General features: G+C 70.0%; 12 protein-coding genes and 5 tRNA genes. 11 read left to right on the top strand and 6 right to left on the bottom strand.

Annotation, left to right across the window (positions count from 1 at the left end; all coding sequences use genetic code 11):
• Nucleotides 1-6: 6 nt before the first annotated feature.
• The 5 genes from QFZ58_RS11350 to QFZ58_RS11330 form a co-directional block, all read right to left on the bottom strand.
• Nucleotides 7-3,210, bottom strand: coding sequence for a nitrate- and nitrite sensing domain-containing protein (locus QFZ58_RS11350; RefSeq protein ID WP_307124801.1), 3,204 nt, complete (start codon nucleotides 3,208-3,210; stop codon nucleotides 7-9).
• Between the two features lie 349 nt (nucleotides 3,211-3,559).
• On the bottom strand, nucleotides 3,560-4,141 hold the full coding sequence (locus QFZ58_RS11345; RefSeq protein ID WP_203182662.1) for an ATP/GTP-binding protein: 582 nt from the start codon (nucleotides 4,139-4,141) through the stop codon (nucleotides 3,560-3,562).
• The gene (locus tag QFZ58_RS11340; protein ID WP_003966010.1) at nucleotides 4,122-4,529 is read right to left on the bottom strand and encodes a DUF742 domain-containing protein; all 408 of its coding nucleotides are present in this window, start codon (nucleotides 4,527-4,529) and stop codon (nucleotides 4,122-4,124) included. The genes QFZ58_RS11345 and QFZ58_RS11340 overlap by 20 nt, the downstream gene beginning before the upstream one ends.
• Before the next feature lie 134 nt (nucleotides 4,530-4,663).
• Nucleotides 4,664-5,077: a roadblock/LC7 domain-containing protein gene (locus tag QFZ58_RS11335; protein WP_024495006.1), complete on the bottom strand. Its 414-nt coding sequence runs from the start codon at nucleotides 5,075-5,077 to the stop codon at nucleotides 4,664-4,666.
• 9 nt (nucleotides 5,078-5,086) lie between these two features.
• On the bottom strand, nucleotides 5,087-8,770 hold the full coding sequence (locus tag QFZ58_RS11330) for a nitrate- and nitrite sensing domain-containing protein (RefSeq protein ID WP_307124800.1): 3,684 nt from the start codon (nucleotides 8,768-8,770) through the stop codon (nucleotides 5,087-5,089).
• A gap of 607 nt (nucleotides 8,771-9,377) precedes the next feature.
• Here QFZ58_RS11330 and QFZ58_RS11325 point away from each other — a divergent pair.
• From QFZ58_RS11325 to QFZ58_RS11285, 9 genes are all read left to right on the top strand, one after another.
• Nucleotides 9,378-9,560 (top strand): hypothetical protein, encoded by a 183-nt coding sequence (locus tag QFZ58_RS11325; protein WP_307124799.1) that lies wholly within the window; start codon nucleotides 9,378-9,380, stop codon nucleotides 9,558-9,560.
• Between the two features lie 81 nt (nucleotides 9,561-9,641).
• Nucleotides 9,642-10,418: a fumarylacetoacetate hydrolase family protein gene (locus tag QFZ58_RS11320; protein ID WP_307124798.1), complete on the top strand. Its 777-nt coding sequence runs from the start codon at nucleotides 9,642-9,644 to the stop codon at nucleotides 10,416-10,418.
• Nucleotides 10,411-11,883, top strand: coding sequence for a glutamate--tRNA ligase (gene gltX / locus QFZ58_RS11315; RefSeq protein ID WP_307124797.1), 1,473 nt, complete (start codon nucleotides 10,411-10,413; stop codon nucleotides 11,881-11,883). The genes QFZ58_RS11320 and gltX overlap by 8 nt, the downstream gene beginning before the upstream one ends.
• 146 nt (nucleotides 11,884-12,029) lie before the next feature.
• A complete protein-coding gene (locus QFZ58_RS11310; protein ID WP_307124796.1) occupies nucleotides 12,030-12,749 on the top strand; it encodes an HAD family hydrolase in 720 nt (239 codons plus the stop codon).
• 86 nt (nucleotides 12,750-12,835) lie between these two features.
• Nucleotides 12,836-12,907: transfer RNA gene (locus QFZ58_RS11305), tRNA-Gln, on the top strand.
• 18 nt (nucleotides 12,908-12,925) lie between these two features.
• Nucleotides 12,926-12,998: transfer RNA gene (locus tag QFZ58_RS11300), tRNA-Glu, on the top strand.
• Nucleotides 12,999-13,058: 60 nt separating this feature from the next.
• Nucleotides 13,059-13,131: transfer RNA gene (locus QFZ58_RS11295), tRNA-Glu, on the top strand.
• Nucleotides 13,132-13,143: 12 nt separating this feature from the next.
• Nucleotides 13,144-13,215 (top strand) — tRNA-Gln (locus QFZ58_RS11290).
• Nucleotides 13,216-13,233: 18 nt separating this feature from the next.
• Nucleotides 13,234-13,306, top strand: a tRNA-Glu gene (locus QFZ58_RS11285).
• 333 nt (nucleotides 13,307-13,639) lie between these two features.
• Here the strand turns inward: QFZ58_RS11285 and ndgR are convergent.
• Nucleotides 13,640-14,356 carry an IclR family transcriptional regulator NdgR gene (ndgR, locus tag QFZ58_RS11280; RefSeq protein WP_014048551.1) on the bottom strand — a complete coding sequence of 239 codons (717 nt, stop codon included), beginning with the start codon at nucleotides 14,354-14,356 and terminating at the stop codon, nucleotides 13,640-13,642.
• Between the two features lie 175 nt (nucleotides 14,357-14,531).
• Between ndgR and leuC the strand changes: the two genes are divergently transcribed.
• Together leuC and leuD are read left to right on the top strand one after the other, a co-directional pair.
• A complete protein-coding gene (leuC, locus tag QFZ58_RS11275; RefSeq protein ID WP_307124795.1) occupies nucleotides 14,532-15,956 on the top strand; it encodes a 3-isopropylmalate dehydratase large subunit in 1,425 nt (474 codons plus the stop codon).
• 5 nt (nucleotides 15,957-15,961) lie between these two features.
• A complete protein-coding gene (leuD, locus tag QFZ58_RS11270; RefSeq protein ID WP_307124794.1) occupies nucleotides 15,962-16,555 on the top strand; it encodes a 3-isopropylmalate dehydratase small subunit in 594 nt (197 codons plus the stop codon).
• Nucleotides 16,556-16,559 lie beyond the last annotated feature (4 nt).

The raw sequence follows: 16,559 nt of genomic DNA, 5'->3' as shown, positions 1-16,559 counted from the left end.
CTCACACTAACGCTCCTGGTTGTAGGTGTTACTTGTATCCGACCCCGCGGTACGTCCCCGCTGTACGCCCCGGCGCAGGTTGCTCAACCTGCCCCGGACGTCCTCGGGGGCGCGGGAGACCTGGGGGCCGCCCTGCTGTGTCTGCTCCGCCGTGCCCTCGACCAGGTTGGCCTTGGGTACCCGCCGGGGGAGGCCGGAGGGGGTGACCCCGCCCGCCTTGGGCTCCCGGAGCTTCTCGGCCCGCTCCCAGCGCTCGTCGTTGGTCGAGCGCCAGTCGTCGGGGCCGTCCCCGTTCGCCGCCGCCGTCTGCGGCTGCTGTGCCTGCTCCGGCTGCTGCGGTCGCTGCCGCTGCTCCGGCGCGGCGGGTGACTCGTTGCCGCGGCCGGTCGGCTGCCAGTGCTGCTGGCCGGCGCCCCGGCGCGGAAGACCCGCCCCCGTGAGTTCCTGACCACTGTTCGGGGTCAGGCCCGGCCGGTCGAAGCCTACGTGCTCCTGCGGCTCGGCGGGAGCCCTGGGAAGTGATTCCGCTTCGGGCTGCCCGAGCGGCTCGTACGTCTGCTGGTAGGCGCTCTGATTCGCCCAATCTCCCTGGTGGGACTGGTCAGGCTGCGGCGCGAACTGATCGGCGTACTGCTGCTGAGGTTCCTGCGGAGCCGCGTACGCCGCTTCCGCATAGCCCTCCTGCTGCTGAGGCTGCGGGTAGCCGCCCTCGGCACCGTACTGCTCGTAGCCGCCCTCGTAGGCGGGCTGTGCGTAGCCCTGGGGCTCCTGGGCGTAGTTCTCCGGCGCGTACTGCTGCTGCTGGCCGAAGCCGTCCTGGGCGTAGGCCTGCCGGTTGGCGTCCTCGCCGGGGAACGGCTGGCGTTCGCCGCCCGTCTGGGCCTCCAGAGCAGCCCGTCGCTCCTCACGCATGAGCGACCGGTTGACCGGGTCGAGCTGCGGGGCGTCCGCCGCCGCCGCGTCGTAGCGCGAGTCGTCGAAGCCGAGCTCCGCCGCCGTACGCATCTGGGCCTGCTGCGGCATCGGGTCGAACGCCTGCTGCTGCGCGGGCATGATCGAGGAGACGGTGAAGTCGTCCTGCGGAAGGCTCTCGCCACCGCCACCATGGGTGATCGCGTCCGGCAGCATGACCAGCGACGTCGTGCCCGCCTGCTCGCCCGAGGGGCGGAGCTGCACACGGATGCCGTGCCGGTCGGCCAGCCGGCCGACCACGAACAGGCCCATCCGCTGGGAGACCGCGGCGTCCACCGTCGGCGGGTTGGCCAGCTTGTGGTTGATGTCGGCGAAGTCCTCGGCGGTCAGGCCGATGCCCTTGTCGTGGATCTCGACCATGACCCGGCCGTCCGGCAGCCGGGTCGCCGTCACGCGCACCTTGGTCTGCGGCGAGGAGAACGTGGTCGCGTTCTCCAGCAGCTCGGCCAGCAGGTGGACGAGGTCGGTCACGGCCTGGCCGTGGATCTCGCTCTCCGGGACACCGGTGAGCTCGATGCGCTCGTAGGACTCCACCTCGGAGGAGGCGGCCCGCAGCACGTCGACCAGCGGTACCGGCTGGTTCCAGCGGCGGCCGGGCTCCTCACCCGCGAGGACGAGGAGGTTCTCACCGTTGCGGCGCATACGGGTGGCCAGGTGGTCCAGCTTGAAGAGGCTCTCCAGCTGGTCCGGGTCTGCCTCGTTGTTCTCAAGGTCGGTGATGAGGGTCAGCTGGCCCTCGATGAGCGACTGGTTGCGGCGCGAGAGGTTGGTGAAGATCGCGTTGACGTTGCCCCGCAGCATGGCCTGCTCGGCCGCGAGCCGGACCGCCTCGCGGTGCACCTGGTCGAAGGCGCGGGCGACCTCGCCGATCTCGTCCCGGCTGTCGATCGGAATCGGCTGCACCCGGGTGTCCACCCGGCCGGGCTCGGTCCGCGACAGCTGGTCGACCAGCATCGGCAGCCGCTGCTCGGCGATACTGAAGGCGGCCGTGCGCAGCTGGCGCATCGAGCGGCTCATCTGGCGGGCCATGAGGCCGGCGATGATGAACGCGGCCAGCAGGGCGACGATCACGATCGCGCCGTTGACGATGGCGTCGGTCTTGGCGTCGGAGGAGATCTCCGCAGCCTCGGCCACGGCCTTGTCCACGAGCTCGTTCTCGACCGTGGAGTAGCCGTCGAACTTCGCGGTGGCCGCGGCCATCCACGTCTCGGGCGTGATGCCCTTGGCCTTCAGCTTGTCCGGGTCCTTGCCCTGCCCGATCTGCTGGGCCATGCCGTCGAAGACCGAACCGTCGATGCTCGGCGGTGCCACGAACGGCTCTCCGGTGGCCTGGGCCTGCGCCTTGGCCTCCTTGAGCTGCTTGGCGCCCTCGGCGGCCTTGCCGGCCATGACTTCCTTGAGCCGGGCCGCGTCGGCCTCCGTACCGCCGGAGACGAACTCGCCGAGGGCGATCTGCTCCAGGTAGTTGTACGAGCCGAACGCCTTGACCTGGTCGTTGAACTTGCCGTCCTCCTGGCTCGGGCGCACGAGGAGGTGCATGCCGATCGAGCGCTGAAGCGATTCTGCGGCCTTGGCCAGCTCAATCGCGTAGACGGTACGGCCGTAACTGGTGATGTTTCCGGTGCCGAGGCCGAGCTCGTTGGAGAACTCCATCAGCGAGTGCTGGACCTTGGTGTAGCCCTCTTCCGTCTTCACCGGGTCCATCGCCTCGGCGTAGGCGGCCTTGCGCAGTTCGGGGAGCAGCGGCTCCTCGACCTTGAACAGCTTGAGGCGGCGCTCCAGGCCCTTTTTGGCGGGCATGCCCTGCACGGCGGTGTTGAACTTGGCGGCCGCCTGGTCGGTGGTGGCGCGGACCTGCTCCACCTCGGCGGCGGTGCGCTTGTTGGACAGCAGCGGCTGGGCGGTGAGGTCACGCTCGTTCAGCAGTGCCTGTCCGTACTCGGCGGCCGCGCGGACGACCAGGGCCGTCTTCTCGGCGTCCTGGGCCTCGTTCCAGGTGTCGATCGCCCCCTTCACCTGGAAGCCGCCCATGACCAGGCCGACCAGGGCGGGTATCAGGAGGATCGCGTTCAGCCGGGTGGGCACCCGCCAGTTGCGCGGTGACAGCCGGCTGCTGCTGCCCCCACCTGCCGGTTCCGTCTCGGACGGTTCCGGTACCGGCGACACCGCAGCGCGCGGCGGCGGGGTGAAGTTACCCCGCTCCGGCTGCGCCGCGGAGCCCTCGTTGCTTCGCCTCACTCGACCAACAACCTCTCGGCGTCGGCACCTACGTTGTGCCGGATTATCGTTCAGGGGCCGTACTACTGGGTAGTTCGAGGCATTGCAGCACGCGGAAGGGCTGCGTTCCAAACAGTCGGAACGAAAGGTTCCGAGTGGCTCACGCCTCAGATAAAACGGGCATAAAGAGCGAGCCCCGTCAAAAGGCGGGGCTCATGTGAGCACAGTGGTACCACTCGGATGCGTCGGGTGTTGATGTGGTTCCAATTCTCTGTCGAAATGTTATGAACACGGGGGCGGATCGTGTCAAAGGACACAGCCCGCCCCCGAGCGACTACAACAAGTTCCGTAGATCAATACCGACTTGCAGCTACTTGAGCCGCGCCATCAGGGCGTGCTCCACCAGCGTGATCAAACCGCTCTTGGCGTCGGCCCGGTGACGGGCGTCCGTCGTGATGATCGGAGCGTCGGGGCCGATCTGCAGCGCCTCGCGCACTTCCTCGGGCGTGTAGGGCTGGTGTCCGTCGAAGCCGTTGAGGGCGATGACGAAGGGGAGGCCGCTGTTCTCGAAGTAGTCGACGGCGGGGAAGCAGTCGGCGAGGCGGCGGGTGTCGACGAGGACGACGGCGCCGATGGCGCCGCGGACCAGGTCGTCCCACATGAACCAGAAGCGGTCCTGTCCGGGGGTGCCGAACAGGTAGAGGATCAGGTCCTGGTCCAGGGTGATGCGTCCGAAGTCCATGGCCACCGTGGTGGTGGTCTTGTCCCCGGTGTGGGTCAGGTCGTCGATGCCCGCGGACGCGGACGTCATCACGGCTTCGGTGCGCAGCGGGTTGATCTCCGAAACGGCACCGACGAACGTGGTCTTACCCACGCCGAAGCCCCCTGCCACCACGATCTTCGCCGACGTGGTGGAGCGGGCCGTCCCGCCGCTAGAGCTTGCGAAGTCCACTGAGCACCCTTTCGAGCAGTGTCACATCCGGCGCGCCGCCGGCCTCTCCGTTGCCCGGCTGGTGGATGGCCACCATGCCGGCTTCCGCCAGGTCCGCCACCAGGATCCTGGCCACGCCCAGAGGCATGGACAGCAGCGCCGAGACCTCGGCCACCGACTTGACCTCGCGGCAGAGGTGGCAGATCCGCTGGTGCTCCGGGAGCAGGGTCCCGAGGTGGGCGGGGTCTGCTGTGGTGCTGACCAGCGCCTCTATCGCGAGTTGGTAGCGCGGCCGGGTCCGGCCGCCGGTCATTGCGTACGGACGGACCAGCGGCTGGTCGCCTTCACCGTCGTACGACGCGTGGTGCAGTGCGCCGTACGGATCAGGTGAGGCGGGTGGCGGGGTCATGAATCCTCCGGGCGTGACAGCAGGGTGTCGCCTTGCCGTCGAAAGGGGCCGGTGGGGGGACTGGGACGGCCGGACGGGTGAGGGTTTTGAGTAGTACCTGGGGGGATCGTGTCAGGTCACTGCCGTGAAACCGTCTAGTGGAGCAGACTGCCTTGTAGTTCGGCGCGGAGGTCGGGGGTGAGGACGGTCCCCGCGCGGTCGACGAGGAGTGCCATCTCGTAGCCCACCAGACCGATGTCCGCGTCCGGGTGGGCGAGAACGGCCAGCGAGGAACCGTCCGAGACGGACATGAGGAAGAGGAACCCGCGTTCCATCTCCACGACGGTCTGGCTCACGGCGCCGCCTTCGAAGATCCGGGAGGCGCCCGCTGTCAGCGACGTCAGGCCGGAGGCGACGGCCGCCAGCTGATCGGCGCGGTCGCGCGGGAAACCTTCGGACATCGCCAGCAGCAGGCCATCCGCGGAGACCACCACCGTGTGGGACACCCCAGGGGTGTTGTCCACGAAATTGGTGATCAGCCAGTTCAGATTCTGCGCGGCCTGACTCATGGGGCTCAACTAACGCTCCTGCTGGTGAGTGGGGCCGAGTTGGAAACTGCCGGTAGACGGGCCGTTGTTGGCCTGTCGTCCCTGCTGGATGCCCCGGCGGAGATTGGTGAGACGGCCACGTACGTCATCGGGCGCACGCGAGACCTGAGGTCCGGACTGATGATTCTGCTGCTGAGCAGTGCCCGGCACCAAATTGGCACGTGGGACACGGCGGGGCAGGCCGGACGTGGTGATCCCGCCGGCGGCGGGCTTCTTGACCCGCTCCGCCTGCCGTACGAGCTCGTCGTTGGGTGAAGCGCGCCAGGAACTGCTCGCGGCGGTGTCGCCCGCGCCGCGCCGCGGCGCGGGCGGAGCCTGGTGGGCGGCGGGCTCGGGAGCGGCCGGTGTCTGCGGCTCGGCGGCGGGCGGCTGCTGGCCACCCTGCTGCGGGCCGTGGAACCAGTTCGTCTCCAGCGTGTCGTAGAGCGGGGTACGCCCGTCACCGGGGCCGGCCGGCGGCAGCGCCTCGGGCTGCTGCGGCAGCGCCGGACGCGGTGCGCCGAAGTCGGGGTTGCCCTGCTGACGCTGCGGAGGCGTCTGCTGCGGGGCCTGCGGGCCGAAGCCCTGGTCCTGCCGGCGGGGGGCCCCGAAGTCCGGCCGGGCGAACTGCGCCGTGCTCGCCGGGTCGGCACCCTGCGGTGCCTGCGGTGCCTGCGGTGCCGAGAAGTCCGGGCGGGCGAACTCCGCGGTGGCGCCGGGCCCCTGGCGGTCGTTCGTCGGCGGGCGCTGGTCCGGCACGTTGAACGGCTGGTTCGGACCGGAGTCGCCCGGGCGGGCGAACCTGCCGGCGTCGGGGTCCTCGTGGCCACGCGGGGAGTCCAGAGGCGTACGCCGGGGCGCGCCCTGCTCCTCGACGCCCCAGCTCGCGCTCTGGGGGCGCTGCGGCTGCGGGTTGCCACCGGGCAGCTCGGCGCGCGGACCGCCGGACGGCGGGAGCTGACGGCCGGGGCCACCGGGCTGCTGGAAGCCGCCCTGAGCGCCCTGACCGTGCTGAGCGTTCTGGCCGCCCTGGCGGTGCTGGGCCTGCTGCGGCTGCGGGGCCTGCCGGGTGGGCGGGCCGCTCTGCCGGCCGGGCTGACCCGGGCCGGAGTGACCGAACAGGTTGGGGCCGCCCGCGTCCGTACCGGCGGAAGGACCCTGCGGGCCACGTGCGCCCGTCCGGGAGCCGCCGCCGCCGAAGGCGCCGGAGAGGCCGCCGCCCTGCCGGGGGGCCTCGGGCCGGCCCTGGTTCGGCAGGCCGGGACCCTGCTGGCCGGCGTTCGTCCCCTGCTGCGGCGGGCGCGGCCCGCCGTCGCGTGCGGGCAGCACGGCCCGCTGACCCGAGCCCGTACCGCCCTGTCCGCCCGAAGCTCCGGACCCGAGCCCCTTGGCCGGAGCCGCGGGGGCTCCACCGAGACCGGGGCGCTGGCCTCCGGCCGCACCGGGCGCGCCCGCACCGGCCAGGAGACCGCCCGGAGCACCGCCCTGCTGGCCCTGGCCCTGCTTCGCCGTCGGCAGCTTGCCACCGTGCGCGACCTCCATCGGCAGCATGACCAGCGCGGTCGTGCCTCCGGAGTCGGAGGGGCGCAGCTGGATGCGGATGCCGTGTCGCAGGGACAGCCGACCGACCACGAACAGACCCATGCGGCGCGAGACCGAGACGTCCACGGTGGGCGGCGAGGCGAGCCGCTCGTTGATCGCGGCCAGGTCCTCGGGTGAGAGGCCGATGCCGGTGTCGTGGATCTCGACGAGCACCCGCCCGTCGGGCAGCGCGTGACCGGTGACCCGGACCTTGGTCTGCGGCGAGGAGAACGACGTGGCGTTCTCCAGGAGCTCGGCGAGGAGGTGCACGAGGTCGTTGACGACGCGGCCGGCCACTTCGGTGGCGGGCACCGCGGCCAGTTCGATGCGCTCGTACTGCTCCACCTCGGAGGCGGCGGCACGGAGCACGTCGACCAGCGGAACGGGCCGGGTCCACCGGCGGCCGGGCTCCTCGCCCGCGAGGACGAGGAGGTTCTCGCCGTTACGGCGCATACGGGTCGCGAGGTGGTCGAGCTTGAAGAGCGAGGACAGCTGGTCCGGGTCGGCCTCGCGGGACTCCAGTTCGGAGATGAGCGAGAGCTGACGCTGGATGAGGCCCTGGCTGCGGCGCGAGAGGTTGGTGAACATCGCGTTGACGTTGCCTCGCAGCAGCGCCTGCTCGGCGGCCAGACGGACCGCCTCGCGGTGCACGTCGTCGAAGGCCGCGGCCACCTTGCCGATCTCGTCCCGGGAGTGCACACCGACCGACTCCACGGAGGTGTCGACGTCCTGGGGGTCCGTCTCGGAGAGCTGCTTGACGAGCTCGGGCAGCCGGTCCTGGGCGACCCGGGTTGCGGTGTCCTGCAGCCTTCGCAGCGAGCGGATCATGGACCGCGCCACGACGAAGGCGCCGACCAGTGACACACCGAGGACGATGAGGATGACGGCACCGTTGAGGATCGCGTCGCGCTGCGACTCCTCACGCAACTCACGGGCCTTGCTGTCCATCTGACCCAGCAGGGTCGACTCGATGGTCTTCATGGCCTGGATCTCGTTGGAGGCCTGGTCGTACCAGTCCTTGTACGAGCGGGTCTTGCTGCCCTCCATGCCCAGCGGGCTGTCGAGCACCTTCTTCGCGTACATGTCGGCAGCCGTGATCTCCGGGTTGCCGTTCTCCAGCGGGGCGATCAGCTCGGCAGAGCTGTTGCCCGTGGTCTCGTACGTGGTCTCGAACGTCTTGCGCGCCAGGTCTTCCTTGGTGAGCGCGTTACGGCCGAAGGCCTGCTCGTTCTCGTCCAGGTCCGTCTTGGTGCTGCCGCCGCCCGGCAGGGCCGCGGCGATGACCGCGCGCTGGATCGAGGCGTACTCCTTGGAGGAGGAGAAGGCCGCCAGGGCCCGGGTCCGCTTGATCATGTCCGGGTTGCTGGTCGCCTGCGCCATGTCCTGCGAGAGGCTCAGCAGGGACGTGATCAGCTGGCTGTACCGGTCGATCGTGTTGAGGCTGGGGGCGTTGTCGGCGTAGGCGTCCTTGCGGATGCTCGTGATGTCGCCGAGCTGGTTGCCGATCTGGCTGACGCTCGCGTGGATGCTGTCCAGCGCCGCGTCGCCCGGCGTGTTGCCGATCTCGTCGGTCGCCTCGAAGAACGCGTCCTTGGCCCGGTCGGTCCGCTTGCGGGGCTCGGAGACCTCGAAGTCGGTCGCCTTCCCGCCGTTCGACAGGGGTCCGGCCGAGCTGTCGCGCTCGTCCTGCAGCGCGTTGGCGAGCGCGGTCGCCTGCTTGGTCATCTCGGTGAGCAGCTGCATGTGCTCCAACTGCTCCATGTCGTTCATGGATTCGTTGATGCGCAGTCCGCCGAGTGTGGTCGCCGCGACCACGGGCAGGGCGAGCAGGGAGACCAGACGCGTGCTGATGCGCCAGTTGCGCAGGGCCATGCGGGAGCCGGTGCCGGGGGGCCCGGCGGGCTTGAGGGATGCCGCCGCCTCGGCGCCGCCGCTCGCCGCGCCGGGGCGCTGCGCGCGGTCGCCGCTCTCGCCGGCTGCCGGCTGCCCGGGCTTCTGGGCGTGCTGGGGCGAGGAACCGCGGTCGTTCCCGCCGCGCGGCTCCTGATCCGCCGGAGCTTCCCCTCGGCCCTGGCGGGGCTGGGGAGACCCCATGCCATCCCTCTTGAAACGTCCCTGCACTAGCGTCGCAACCTCTGGACCAGGCGTCCCTCCGCTGGCGCGGGCGGGACGGTGTCGGCGTCGTGGGGCGCTGGACGCGCCCCATGGTGGTCGTGAGTGACCGGCGTACTTCCCCCTCCCGCCGCTCACTCGGCGCTGCGTTGCGCCCCTGCGCGCCGGGTCTGAACCCGCGGCGGTGCGTGGAATTCCAGCACAGTGGCGGATCTCCAACAAGGCCCACGTACCTGGCTGTGACCTGGATGACACGGTGTGATGGCTGGGTGACAAGGGGTGGGGCGTGTTCGTGGTCAAACCGGATGATTCCGGGTGGACCTGCAGGGGGAGCGGGGTGTCCCAGTCGACATGATCGGGAGCGGAATGAGAGATTCAGTTATGCATTGTCCGTTTTGCTTCGTGCGGTCACCTGCCTGATATTGGTGATTTGTCGGCAACTTCGTGAGCAAACTCACATCATGATCGCCGTCTCATCTCGGCCATGAGGGGGAATCGGATGTTTAGCCTGGCGCTTTACAGGGATAGCGAATCCGACAACCGGCGCCCCCTCCGGGCGGCGCCCCAGCGACAAGGGTCCACACGGCAGATGAAGACGACGATGACGTTCCGCAACATTGCCAACCCCCGGCGCACCACGCTGGCGCACCTCAAGGACGCCGAAGCGCTGAGCACGCCGGAGCAGCCGGAGCACGCCGTCGACCTGCCCACCCAGACGGCCAACCCCCGCCGCACCATCCTCATGGAAGCACCGGCCACGGCCGCTCGCTGATCGACGAGGCTGCCCCCTCACCCGCGCTAGCCTGGAGCGTCAGTCTTCAGCCAGCCAGCAAGTGAGGGGCGACAGCATCCCGTGCGCATCGCCAGGTTCTCCATCGACGGCAATGTCGCCTTCGGCGCGGTCGAGGGCGACAGCCCCGACAGCCTCGTCCTCGACATCATCAAGGGCATCCCGTACGCCGACTTCGAACTCTCCGGGACCAAGGTCCCGCTGAAGAAAGTCCGGCTGCTGCCGCCCGTGCTCCCCAACAAGGTCGTGGCCATCGGCCGCAACTACGCGGAACACGCCGCCGAGCTCGGCAACGAGGTCCCGGATGTGCCCGTCGCCTTCTTCAAGCCCACCACCTCGGTGATCGGCTCCGGCGACTCCATCGAGTTCCCCTCCTTCTCCGAGGAACTGCACCACGAGGCCGAGCTGGCCGTGGTGATCGGCCGCATGTGCCGCGAGGTTCCGCGTGAGCGCGTCAAGGACGTCATCTTCGGCTACACCTGCGCCAACGACGTCACCGCCCGTGACGTCCAGCGCCGCGAGAACCAGTGGGCCCGGGCGAAGGGCTTCGACACCTCCTGCCCGCTCGGTCCCTGGGTGGAGACCGACGTCGACCCCACCGACCTCGCGATCCAGGCCACGGTCAACGGTGAGCAGCGTCAGCTCGGCCGTACGAGCGACATGGTCCGGTCCATCGAGGACCTGGTCGTCCACATCACGGAGGCCATGACGCTGCTCCCGGGCGACGTGATCCTCACGGGAACCCCCGCAGGGGTCGGACCCCTGCACGTCGGCGACGAGGTCGCCGTCACCATCGAAGGCATCGGCACTCTCACCAACAAGGTGATCAAGCGTGGTTAACGCACCCGTCCGCGTCCGTTTCTGTCCCTCCCCGACCGGCAACCCGCACGTGGGACTGGTCCGCACGGCCCTGTTCAACTGGGCCTTCGCCCGGCACCACGAGGGCACCCTGGTCTTCCGCATCGAGGACACCGACGCGGCCCGCGACTCCGAGGAGTCGTACGGCCAGCTGCTCGAGTCGATGCGCTGGCTCGGCCTCGACTGGGACGAGGGCCCCGAGATCGGCGGCCCGCACGCCCCGTACCGCCAGTCGCAGCGGATGGACCTCTACAAGGACGTCGCCGGCAAGCTGCTGGCGGCCGGGTACGCGTACCCCTGCTACTGCACCACCGAGGAGCTCGACACCCGCCGCGACGCCGCCCGTGCGGCCGGCAAGCCGTCGGGCTACGACGGCCACTGCCGCGACCTGAGCGACGAGCGGAAGGCCGCGTACGAGGCCGAGGGCCGTACCTCGATCGTCCGGTTCCGGATGCCGGACGAGGCGATCACCTTCACCGACCTCGTCCGCGGCGACATCACCGTCCAGCCGGAGAACGTGCCGGACTACGGCATCGTCCGCGCCAACGGCGCTCCTCTCTACACGCTGGTCAACCCGGTCGACGACGCGCTGATGGAGATCACCCACGTCCTGCGCGGCGAGGATCTGCTCTCCTCCACCCCGCGCCAGATCGCCCTGTACCGGGCGCTCATCGAGCTGGGCATCGCCAAGGACACCCCCGCCTTCGGTCACCTCCCGTACGTCATGGGCGAGGGCAACAAGAAGCTCTCCAAGCGCGACCCCCAGGCCTCGCTCAACCTGTACCGCGAGCGCGGGTTCCTGCCCGAAGGGCTGCTCAACTACCTTTCGCTGCTGGGCTGGTCGATCGCGGAGGACCGCGACATCTTCGGCCGGGACGAGCTGGTCGCGGCGTTCGACATCGCCGACGTCAACGCCAACCCCGCCCGCTTCGACCTCAAGAAGGCCGAGCACATCAACGCCGAGCACCTGCGCATGCTCGACGTGAAGACCTTCACCGAGGCGTGCGGCCCCTGGCTGAAGGCCCCCTTCGCCCCCTGGGCGCCCGAGGCCTTCGACGCGGAGCAGTTCGCCGAGATCGCCCCGCACGTCCAGACCCGTGTGACGGTTCTCTCGGACATCACGGCCAACGTCGACTTCCTCTTCCTGGACGAGCCCGTCCACGACGAGGCGTCCTGGACGAAGGCCATGAAGGAGGGCTCCGACGCCCTCCTCGTGACGGCCCGCGCCGAGCTGATCGCCGCCGAGTGGAACGCCGAGGCCCTCAAGGCCGCCGTCCTCTCCGCCGGCGAGCAGCACGGCCTGAAGCTCGGCAAGGCGCAGGCCCCGGTCCGCGTGGCCGTGACCGGCCGCACGGTGGGCCTGCCGCTCTTCGAGTCCCTGGAGATCCTGGGCCGCGAGAAGACGATCGCCCGCATCGACGCGGCGCTGGCGAAGCTGGCCGCGTAGGCGGTCCGGCCGATGCCCCGGGTGGGCGGTCACGGGACGTTCCCGTGGCCGCCCACCGGCGTCCGCGGGGGCGCACGCAGCCGCGCCGGGGCGGTGTTCCGGCGCTCCGTACCGCGCGCGCGCCGGTGAACGGTAGGTTCGGCACCATGGTCATCCGCGCCGTCCTGTGGGACATCGACGACACGATCTTCGACTACTCGGGCGCCGACCGCGCCGGCATGCGCAAGCATCTGGAGACCGAGGGCTTCCCGGAGGGGTACGGCTCCCTCACGAAGGCACTCGACGCCTGGAAGGCCGTCACGGACGTGCAGTGGGCGCGCTTCGCCGCCGGGGAGCTCGACTTCCAGGGGCAGCGGCGGGAGCGGGTGCGGGCGTTCCTGGGGCGGGGGCTGAGCGACGGGGAGGCCGACGGCTGGTTCGGCCGGCACGCCGCCCACTACGAGGCCGCCTGGCGGCTCTTCCCGGACACCCTGCCGGTCCTGGACCGGCTGGCGGGAAGCTTCCGCCACGCCGTCCTGTCGAACTCCAGCATCCACAACCAGGACCGCAAGTTGCGCACCCTCGGTGTGCGGGACCGCTTCGAGGTGGTGGTGTGCGCCGTCGAGATCGGGGTCGCCAAGCCGGACGCCGCGGCCTTCCACGTCGCGTGCGAGGCCCTGGAGCTGGATCCGCACGAGGTGGCGTACGTCGGCAACGAGCCCGACATCGACGCGGGCGGCGCCGTGGCCGCGGGGCTCACCGGGATCTGGCTGGACCGGGACGGGCTCGGCGGCCGGCCCGAGCTGGTCAGGATCACGGGGCTCGGCGAGCTGCCCGACCTGCTCGCGGGCCATACCCGTTTTGGAGCGCCGGACACCTTCGGGTAATGTTCTTCCTGCGCCGCCCGAGCGGGCCGGAAGATCCGGTCGGGAAGCGCAGACAGAAACAAAACCCTCTAGGGGTTGCGTTTCAGTGGGCTATGGTGTAATTGGCAACACTACGGTTTCTGGTACCGTCATTCTAGGTTCGAGTCCTGGTAGCCCAGCGCAAGATCGAAGTACAAGCCCCCGTTGTGTAGCGGCCTAGCACGCTGCCCTCTCACGGCAGTAGCGCCGGTTCGAATCCGGTCGGGGGTACAGATCCTTCCCGCGAGGACATCTGGGTCGCACCCACGTTCTTGATGCAGGATCGCTAGGGCCCCCGTTGTGTAGCGGCCTAGCACGCTGCCCTCTCACGGCAGTAGCGCCGGTTCGAATCCGGTCGGGGGTACTTGAAACACCATGGGCTATGGTGTAATTGGCAACACTACGGTTTCTGGTACCGTCATTCTAGGTTCGAGTCCTGGTAGCCCAGCGCAAGACCGTAGTACAAGCCCCCGTTGTGTAGCGGCCTAGCACGCTGCCCTCTCACGGCAGTAGCGCCGGTTCGAATCCGGTCGGGGGTACAACACGGCAGTCCGGGAAGGCCCTTCACTTCGGTGGAGGGTCTTTCTCGTGTTCCGCAATCGGGGGGCGGTGGTTGTTCCGGGGATGTCGTTCCGTCCGGCAGAGGGCTCGGCCCGCAGGACTCGGGCGGCCACCGGGAAGGGCAAAGCGGGCGGCCGTCGGGAAGGTCAAAGGCCGGTGCGAACACGGGAGTTCGTCCACGGGCGGTACGCGGGAGTCCGCCCATGAGCGATATCGGGGACGAGCGCCGCGCGGGTTGGCCGGGCCGGCGGGAGGGGCTGAAGGGGGACCGCCACGACGCTGGGGCGGCCCGGGAGGATGAGACGGGTGGGTCAGCCGGTGCGGCGCAGCGCCTCGCTCAGCCGCGCGGCCGAGTCGATGACCGCCTGGGCGTGCATCCGGCCCGGGTGGCGGGTCAGCCGCTCGATCGGCCCGGAGACGGAGACGGCGGCGACCACACGGTTCGACGGGCCGCGGACCGGGGCCGACACCGAGGCCACGCCGGGCTCGCGCTCGCCGATCGACTGGGCCCAGCCACGCCGCCGTACGCCCGAGAGCGCCGTCGCGGTGAAGCGGGCGCCCTGCAGTCCCCGGTGCAGGCGCTCGGGTTCCTCCCAGGCCATCAGGATCTGCGCGGAGGAGCCCGCCTTCATCGTGAGCGTGGAGCCGACCGGCACGGTGTCCCGCAGTCCGGACAGCCGCTCCGCCGCCGCCACGCAGATCCGCATGTCACCCTGCCTGCGATAGAGCTGCGCGCTCTCGCCCGTGATGTCGCGCAGATGCGTGAGCACGGGTCCGGCCGTCGCCAGGAGGCGGTCCTCGCCGGCCGCTGCCGCGAGCTCCGCGAGCCGGGGACCGAGAATGAATCGGCCCTGCATGTCCCTCGCCACCATGCGGTGGTGTTCGAGTGCCACGGCCAGTCGATGTGCCGTGGGTCGTGCGAGCCCTGTCGCCGCGACCAGTCCGGCGAGGGTGGCCGGACCGGACTCCAGGGCGCTCAATACCAGAGCTGCCTTGTCGAGAACGCCGACGCCGCTAGAGTTGTCCATACGACGATACTCGCGTCTCACTCTGTGAAACGCAAGTTCAATTTTCTCCAGAAGTTGCGAACCTGTAGAGGCGGCCGCACGACGGCTCGTAGTCGCCGCCCCGCTCGGGGGTCCGGACGGTGGCGCACCGAAATCTCTAGTTGGGCCGGCGAGGACGCCGGCCGGAGGGAAAGCGATGGGTAGGACACTCGCGGAGAAGGTCTGGGACGACCACGTCGTCCGGCGCGCGGAGGGCGAGCCCGACCTTCTCTTCATCGATCTGCACCTGCTGCACGAGGTGACCAGCCCGCAGGCGTTCGACGGCCTGCGCCAGGCAGGACGCCCGGTCCGGCGCCTCGACCTCACCATCGCCACCGAGGATCACAACACCCCGACCCTCGACATCGACAAGCCGATCGCCGACCCGGTCTCCCGCGCCCAGCTGGAGACCCTGCGCAAGAACTGCGCGGACTTCGGCGTCCGGCTGCACCCGCTCGGCGACGTCGAGCAGGGCGTCGTGCACGTGGTGGGCCCGCAGCTGGGCCTGACCCAGCCCGGCACCACGGTCGTCTGCGGTGACTCGCACACCTCCACCCACGGCGCCTTCGGCGCGCTGGCCTTCGGCATCGGCACGAGCCAGGTCGAGCACGTCCTGGCCACCCAGACACTGCCGCTGGCCCGCCCCAGGACCATGGCGATCACCGTCGAGGGCGAACTCCCCGAGAGCGTCACCGCCAAGGACCTGATCCTGGCGATCATCGCCCGGATCGGCACCGGTGGCGGCCAGGGCTACATCATCGAATACCGCGGTTCCGCCATCGAGAAGCTCTCGATGGAGGCCCGGATGACCATCTGCAACATGTCGATCGAGGCCGGTGCCCGCGCGGGCATGATCGCCCCGGACGCGACCACCTTCGACTACCTGCGGGGCCGTGACCACGCCCCCGAGGGCGAGGAGTGGGACGCCGCGCTCGCGTACTGGAAGACGCTGCGCACCGACGACGACGCCGTCTTCGACGCCGAGGTCGTCATCGAGGCCGCCGAACTCGCGCCGTTCGTCACCTGGGGCACCAACCCGGGCCAGGGTGCGCCCCTGTCGGCCAACGTCCCCGACCCTGCTTCGTACGAGGACGCCTCGGAGCGCAACGCCGCCGAAAAGGCCCTGGAGTACATGGGGTTGACCGCGGGCCAGCCGCTGCGCGAGATCGGCGTGGACACCGTCTTCGTAGGTTCGTGCACCAACGGCCGCATCGAGGACCTGCGCAACGCCGCCGCCGTCATCGAGGGCCGCAAAGTCGCCGACGGCGTACGGATGCTGGTCGTCCCGGGTTCCGTCCGGGTCGCCCTCCAGGCCGTGGAGGAAGGCCTGGACAAGGTCTTCACCGCCGCCGGCGCCGAATGGCGGCACGCGGGCTGCTCGATGTGCCTCGGCATGAACCCCGACCAGCTGGCCCCGGGTGAGCGCTCCGCCTCCACCTCGAACCGCAACTTCGAGGGCAGGCAGGGCAAGGGCGGCCGCACCCACCTGGTCTCCCCGCAGGTCGCCGCCGCCACCGCCGTGCTGGGCCATCTGGCCTCGCCCGCGGACCTGTCCGACGCCCGTACGCCCGCCGGAGTCTGAGAGTCATGGAAGCATTCACCGCACACACCGGCCGGGCCGTCCCGCTGCGCCGCAGCAACGTCGACACCGACCAGATCATCCCCGCGCACTGGCTGAAGAAGGTCACCCGGGACGGCTTCGAGGACGGCCTGTTCGAGGCGTGGCGCAAGGACGAGAACTTCGTCCTCAACCGCCCCGAGCGCAAGGGTGCCTCGGTCCTGGTGGCCGGTCCCGACTTCGGTACGGGTTCCTCCCGTGAGCACGCGGTCTGGGCCCTGCAGAACTTCGGCTTCAAGACGGTCATCTCCTCCCGGTTCGCCGACATCTTCCGCGGCAACTCGCTGAAGAACGGTCTGCTGACCGTCGTCCTCGACCAGCCGGTCGTCGACCGGCTGTGGGAGCTGACGGAGGCCGACCCGACGGCCGCGGTCACCGTCGACCTGGAGAAGCGCCAGGTCCTCGCCGAGGGGATCACAGCCGACTTCGAGCTCGACGAGAACGCCCGCTGGCGCCTGCTGAACGGCCTCGACGACATCAGCCTCACTCTTCAGAACGAAGCGGACATTGCGACTTACGAGGCGGCCCGGCCGTCCCACAAGCCGCGTACGCTTTACGTCTGAGCAG

Source organism: Streptomyces sp. B1I3 (assembly GCF_030816615.1).
GTDB lineage: Bacteria > Actinomycetota > Actinomycetes > Streptomycetales > Streptomycetaceae > Streptomyces.
The sequence above is the reverse complement of the archived record's forward strand: the minus strand, read 5'-3'. Positions and strand labels throughout refer to the sequence as shown.

Excerpts from the sequence above, each read along its gene's own strand:
- QFZ58_RS11340 (WP_003966010.1), bottom strand. The coding sequence starts at position 4,529 with ATGACCCCGCCACCCGCCTCACCTGATCCGTACGGCGCACTGCACCAC.
- QFZ58_RS11335 (WP_024495006.1), bottom strand. The coding sequence starts at position 5,077 with ATGAGTCAGGCCGCGCAGAATCTGAACTGGCTGATCACCAATTTCGTG.
- leuC (WP_307124795.1), top strand. The coding sequence starts at position 14,532 with ATGGGTAGGACACTCGCGGAGAAGGTCTGGGACGACCACGTCGTCCGG.
- QFZ58_RS11330 (WP_307124800.1), bottom strand. The coding sequence starts at position 8,770 with ATGGGGTCTCCCCAGCCCCGCCAGGGCCGAGGGGAAGCTCCGGCGGAT.
- leuD (WP_307124794.1), top strand. The coding sequence starts at position 15,962 with ATGGAAGCATTCACCGCACACACCGGCCGGGCCGTCCCGCTGCGCCGC.
- QFZ58_RS11310 (WP_307124796.1), top strand. The coding sequence starts at position 12,030 with ATGGTCATCCGCGCCGTCCTGTGGGACATCGACGACACGATCTTCGAC.
- QFZ58_RS11325 (WP_307124799.1), top strand. The coding sequence starts at position 9,378 with ATGAAGACGACGATGACGTTCCGCAACATTGCCAACCCCCGGCGCACC.
- ndgR (WP_014048551.1), bottom strand. The coding sequence starts at position 14,356 with ATGGACAACTCTAGCGGCGTCGGCGTTCTCGACAAGGCAGCTCTGGTA.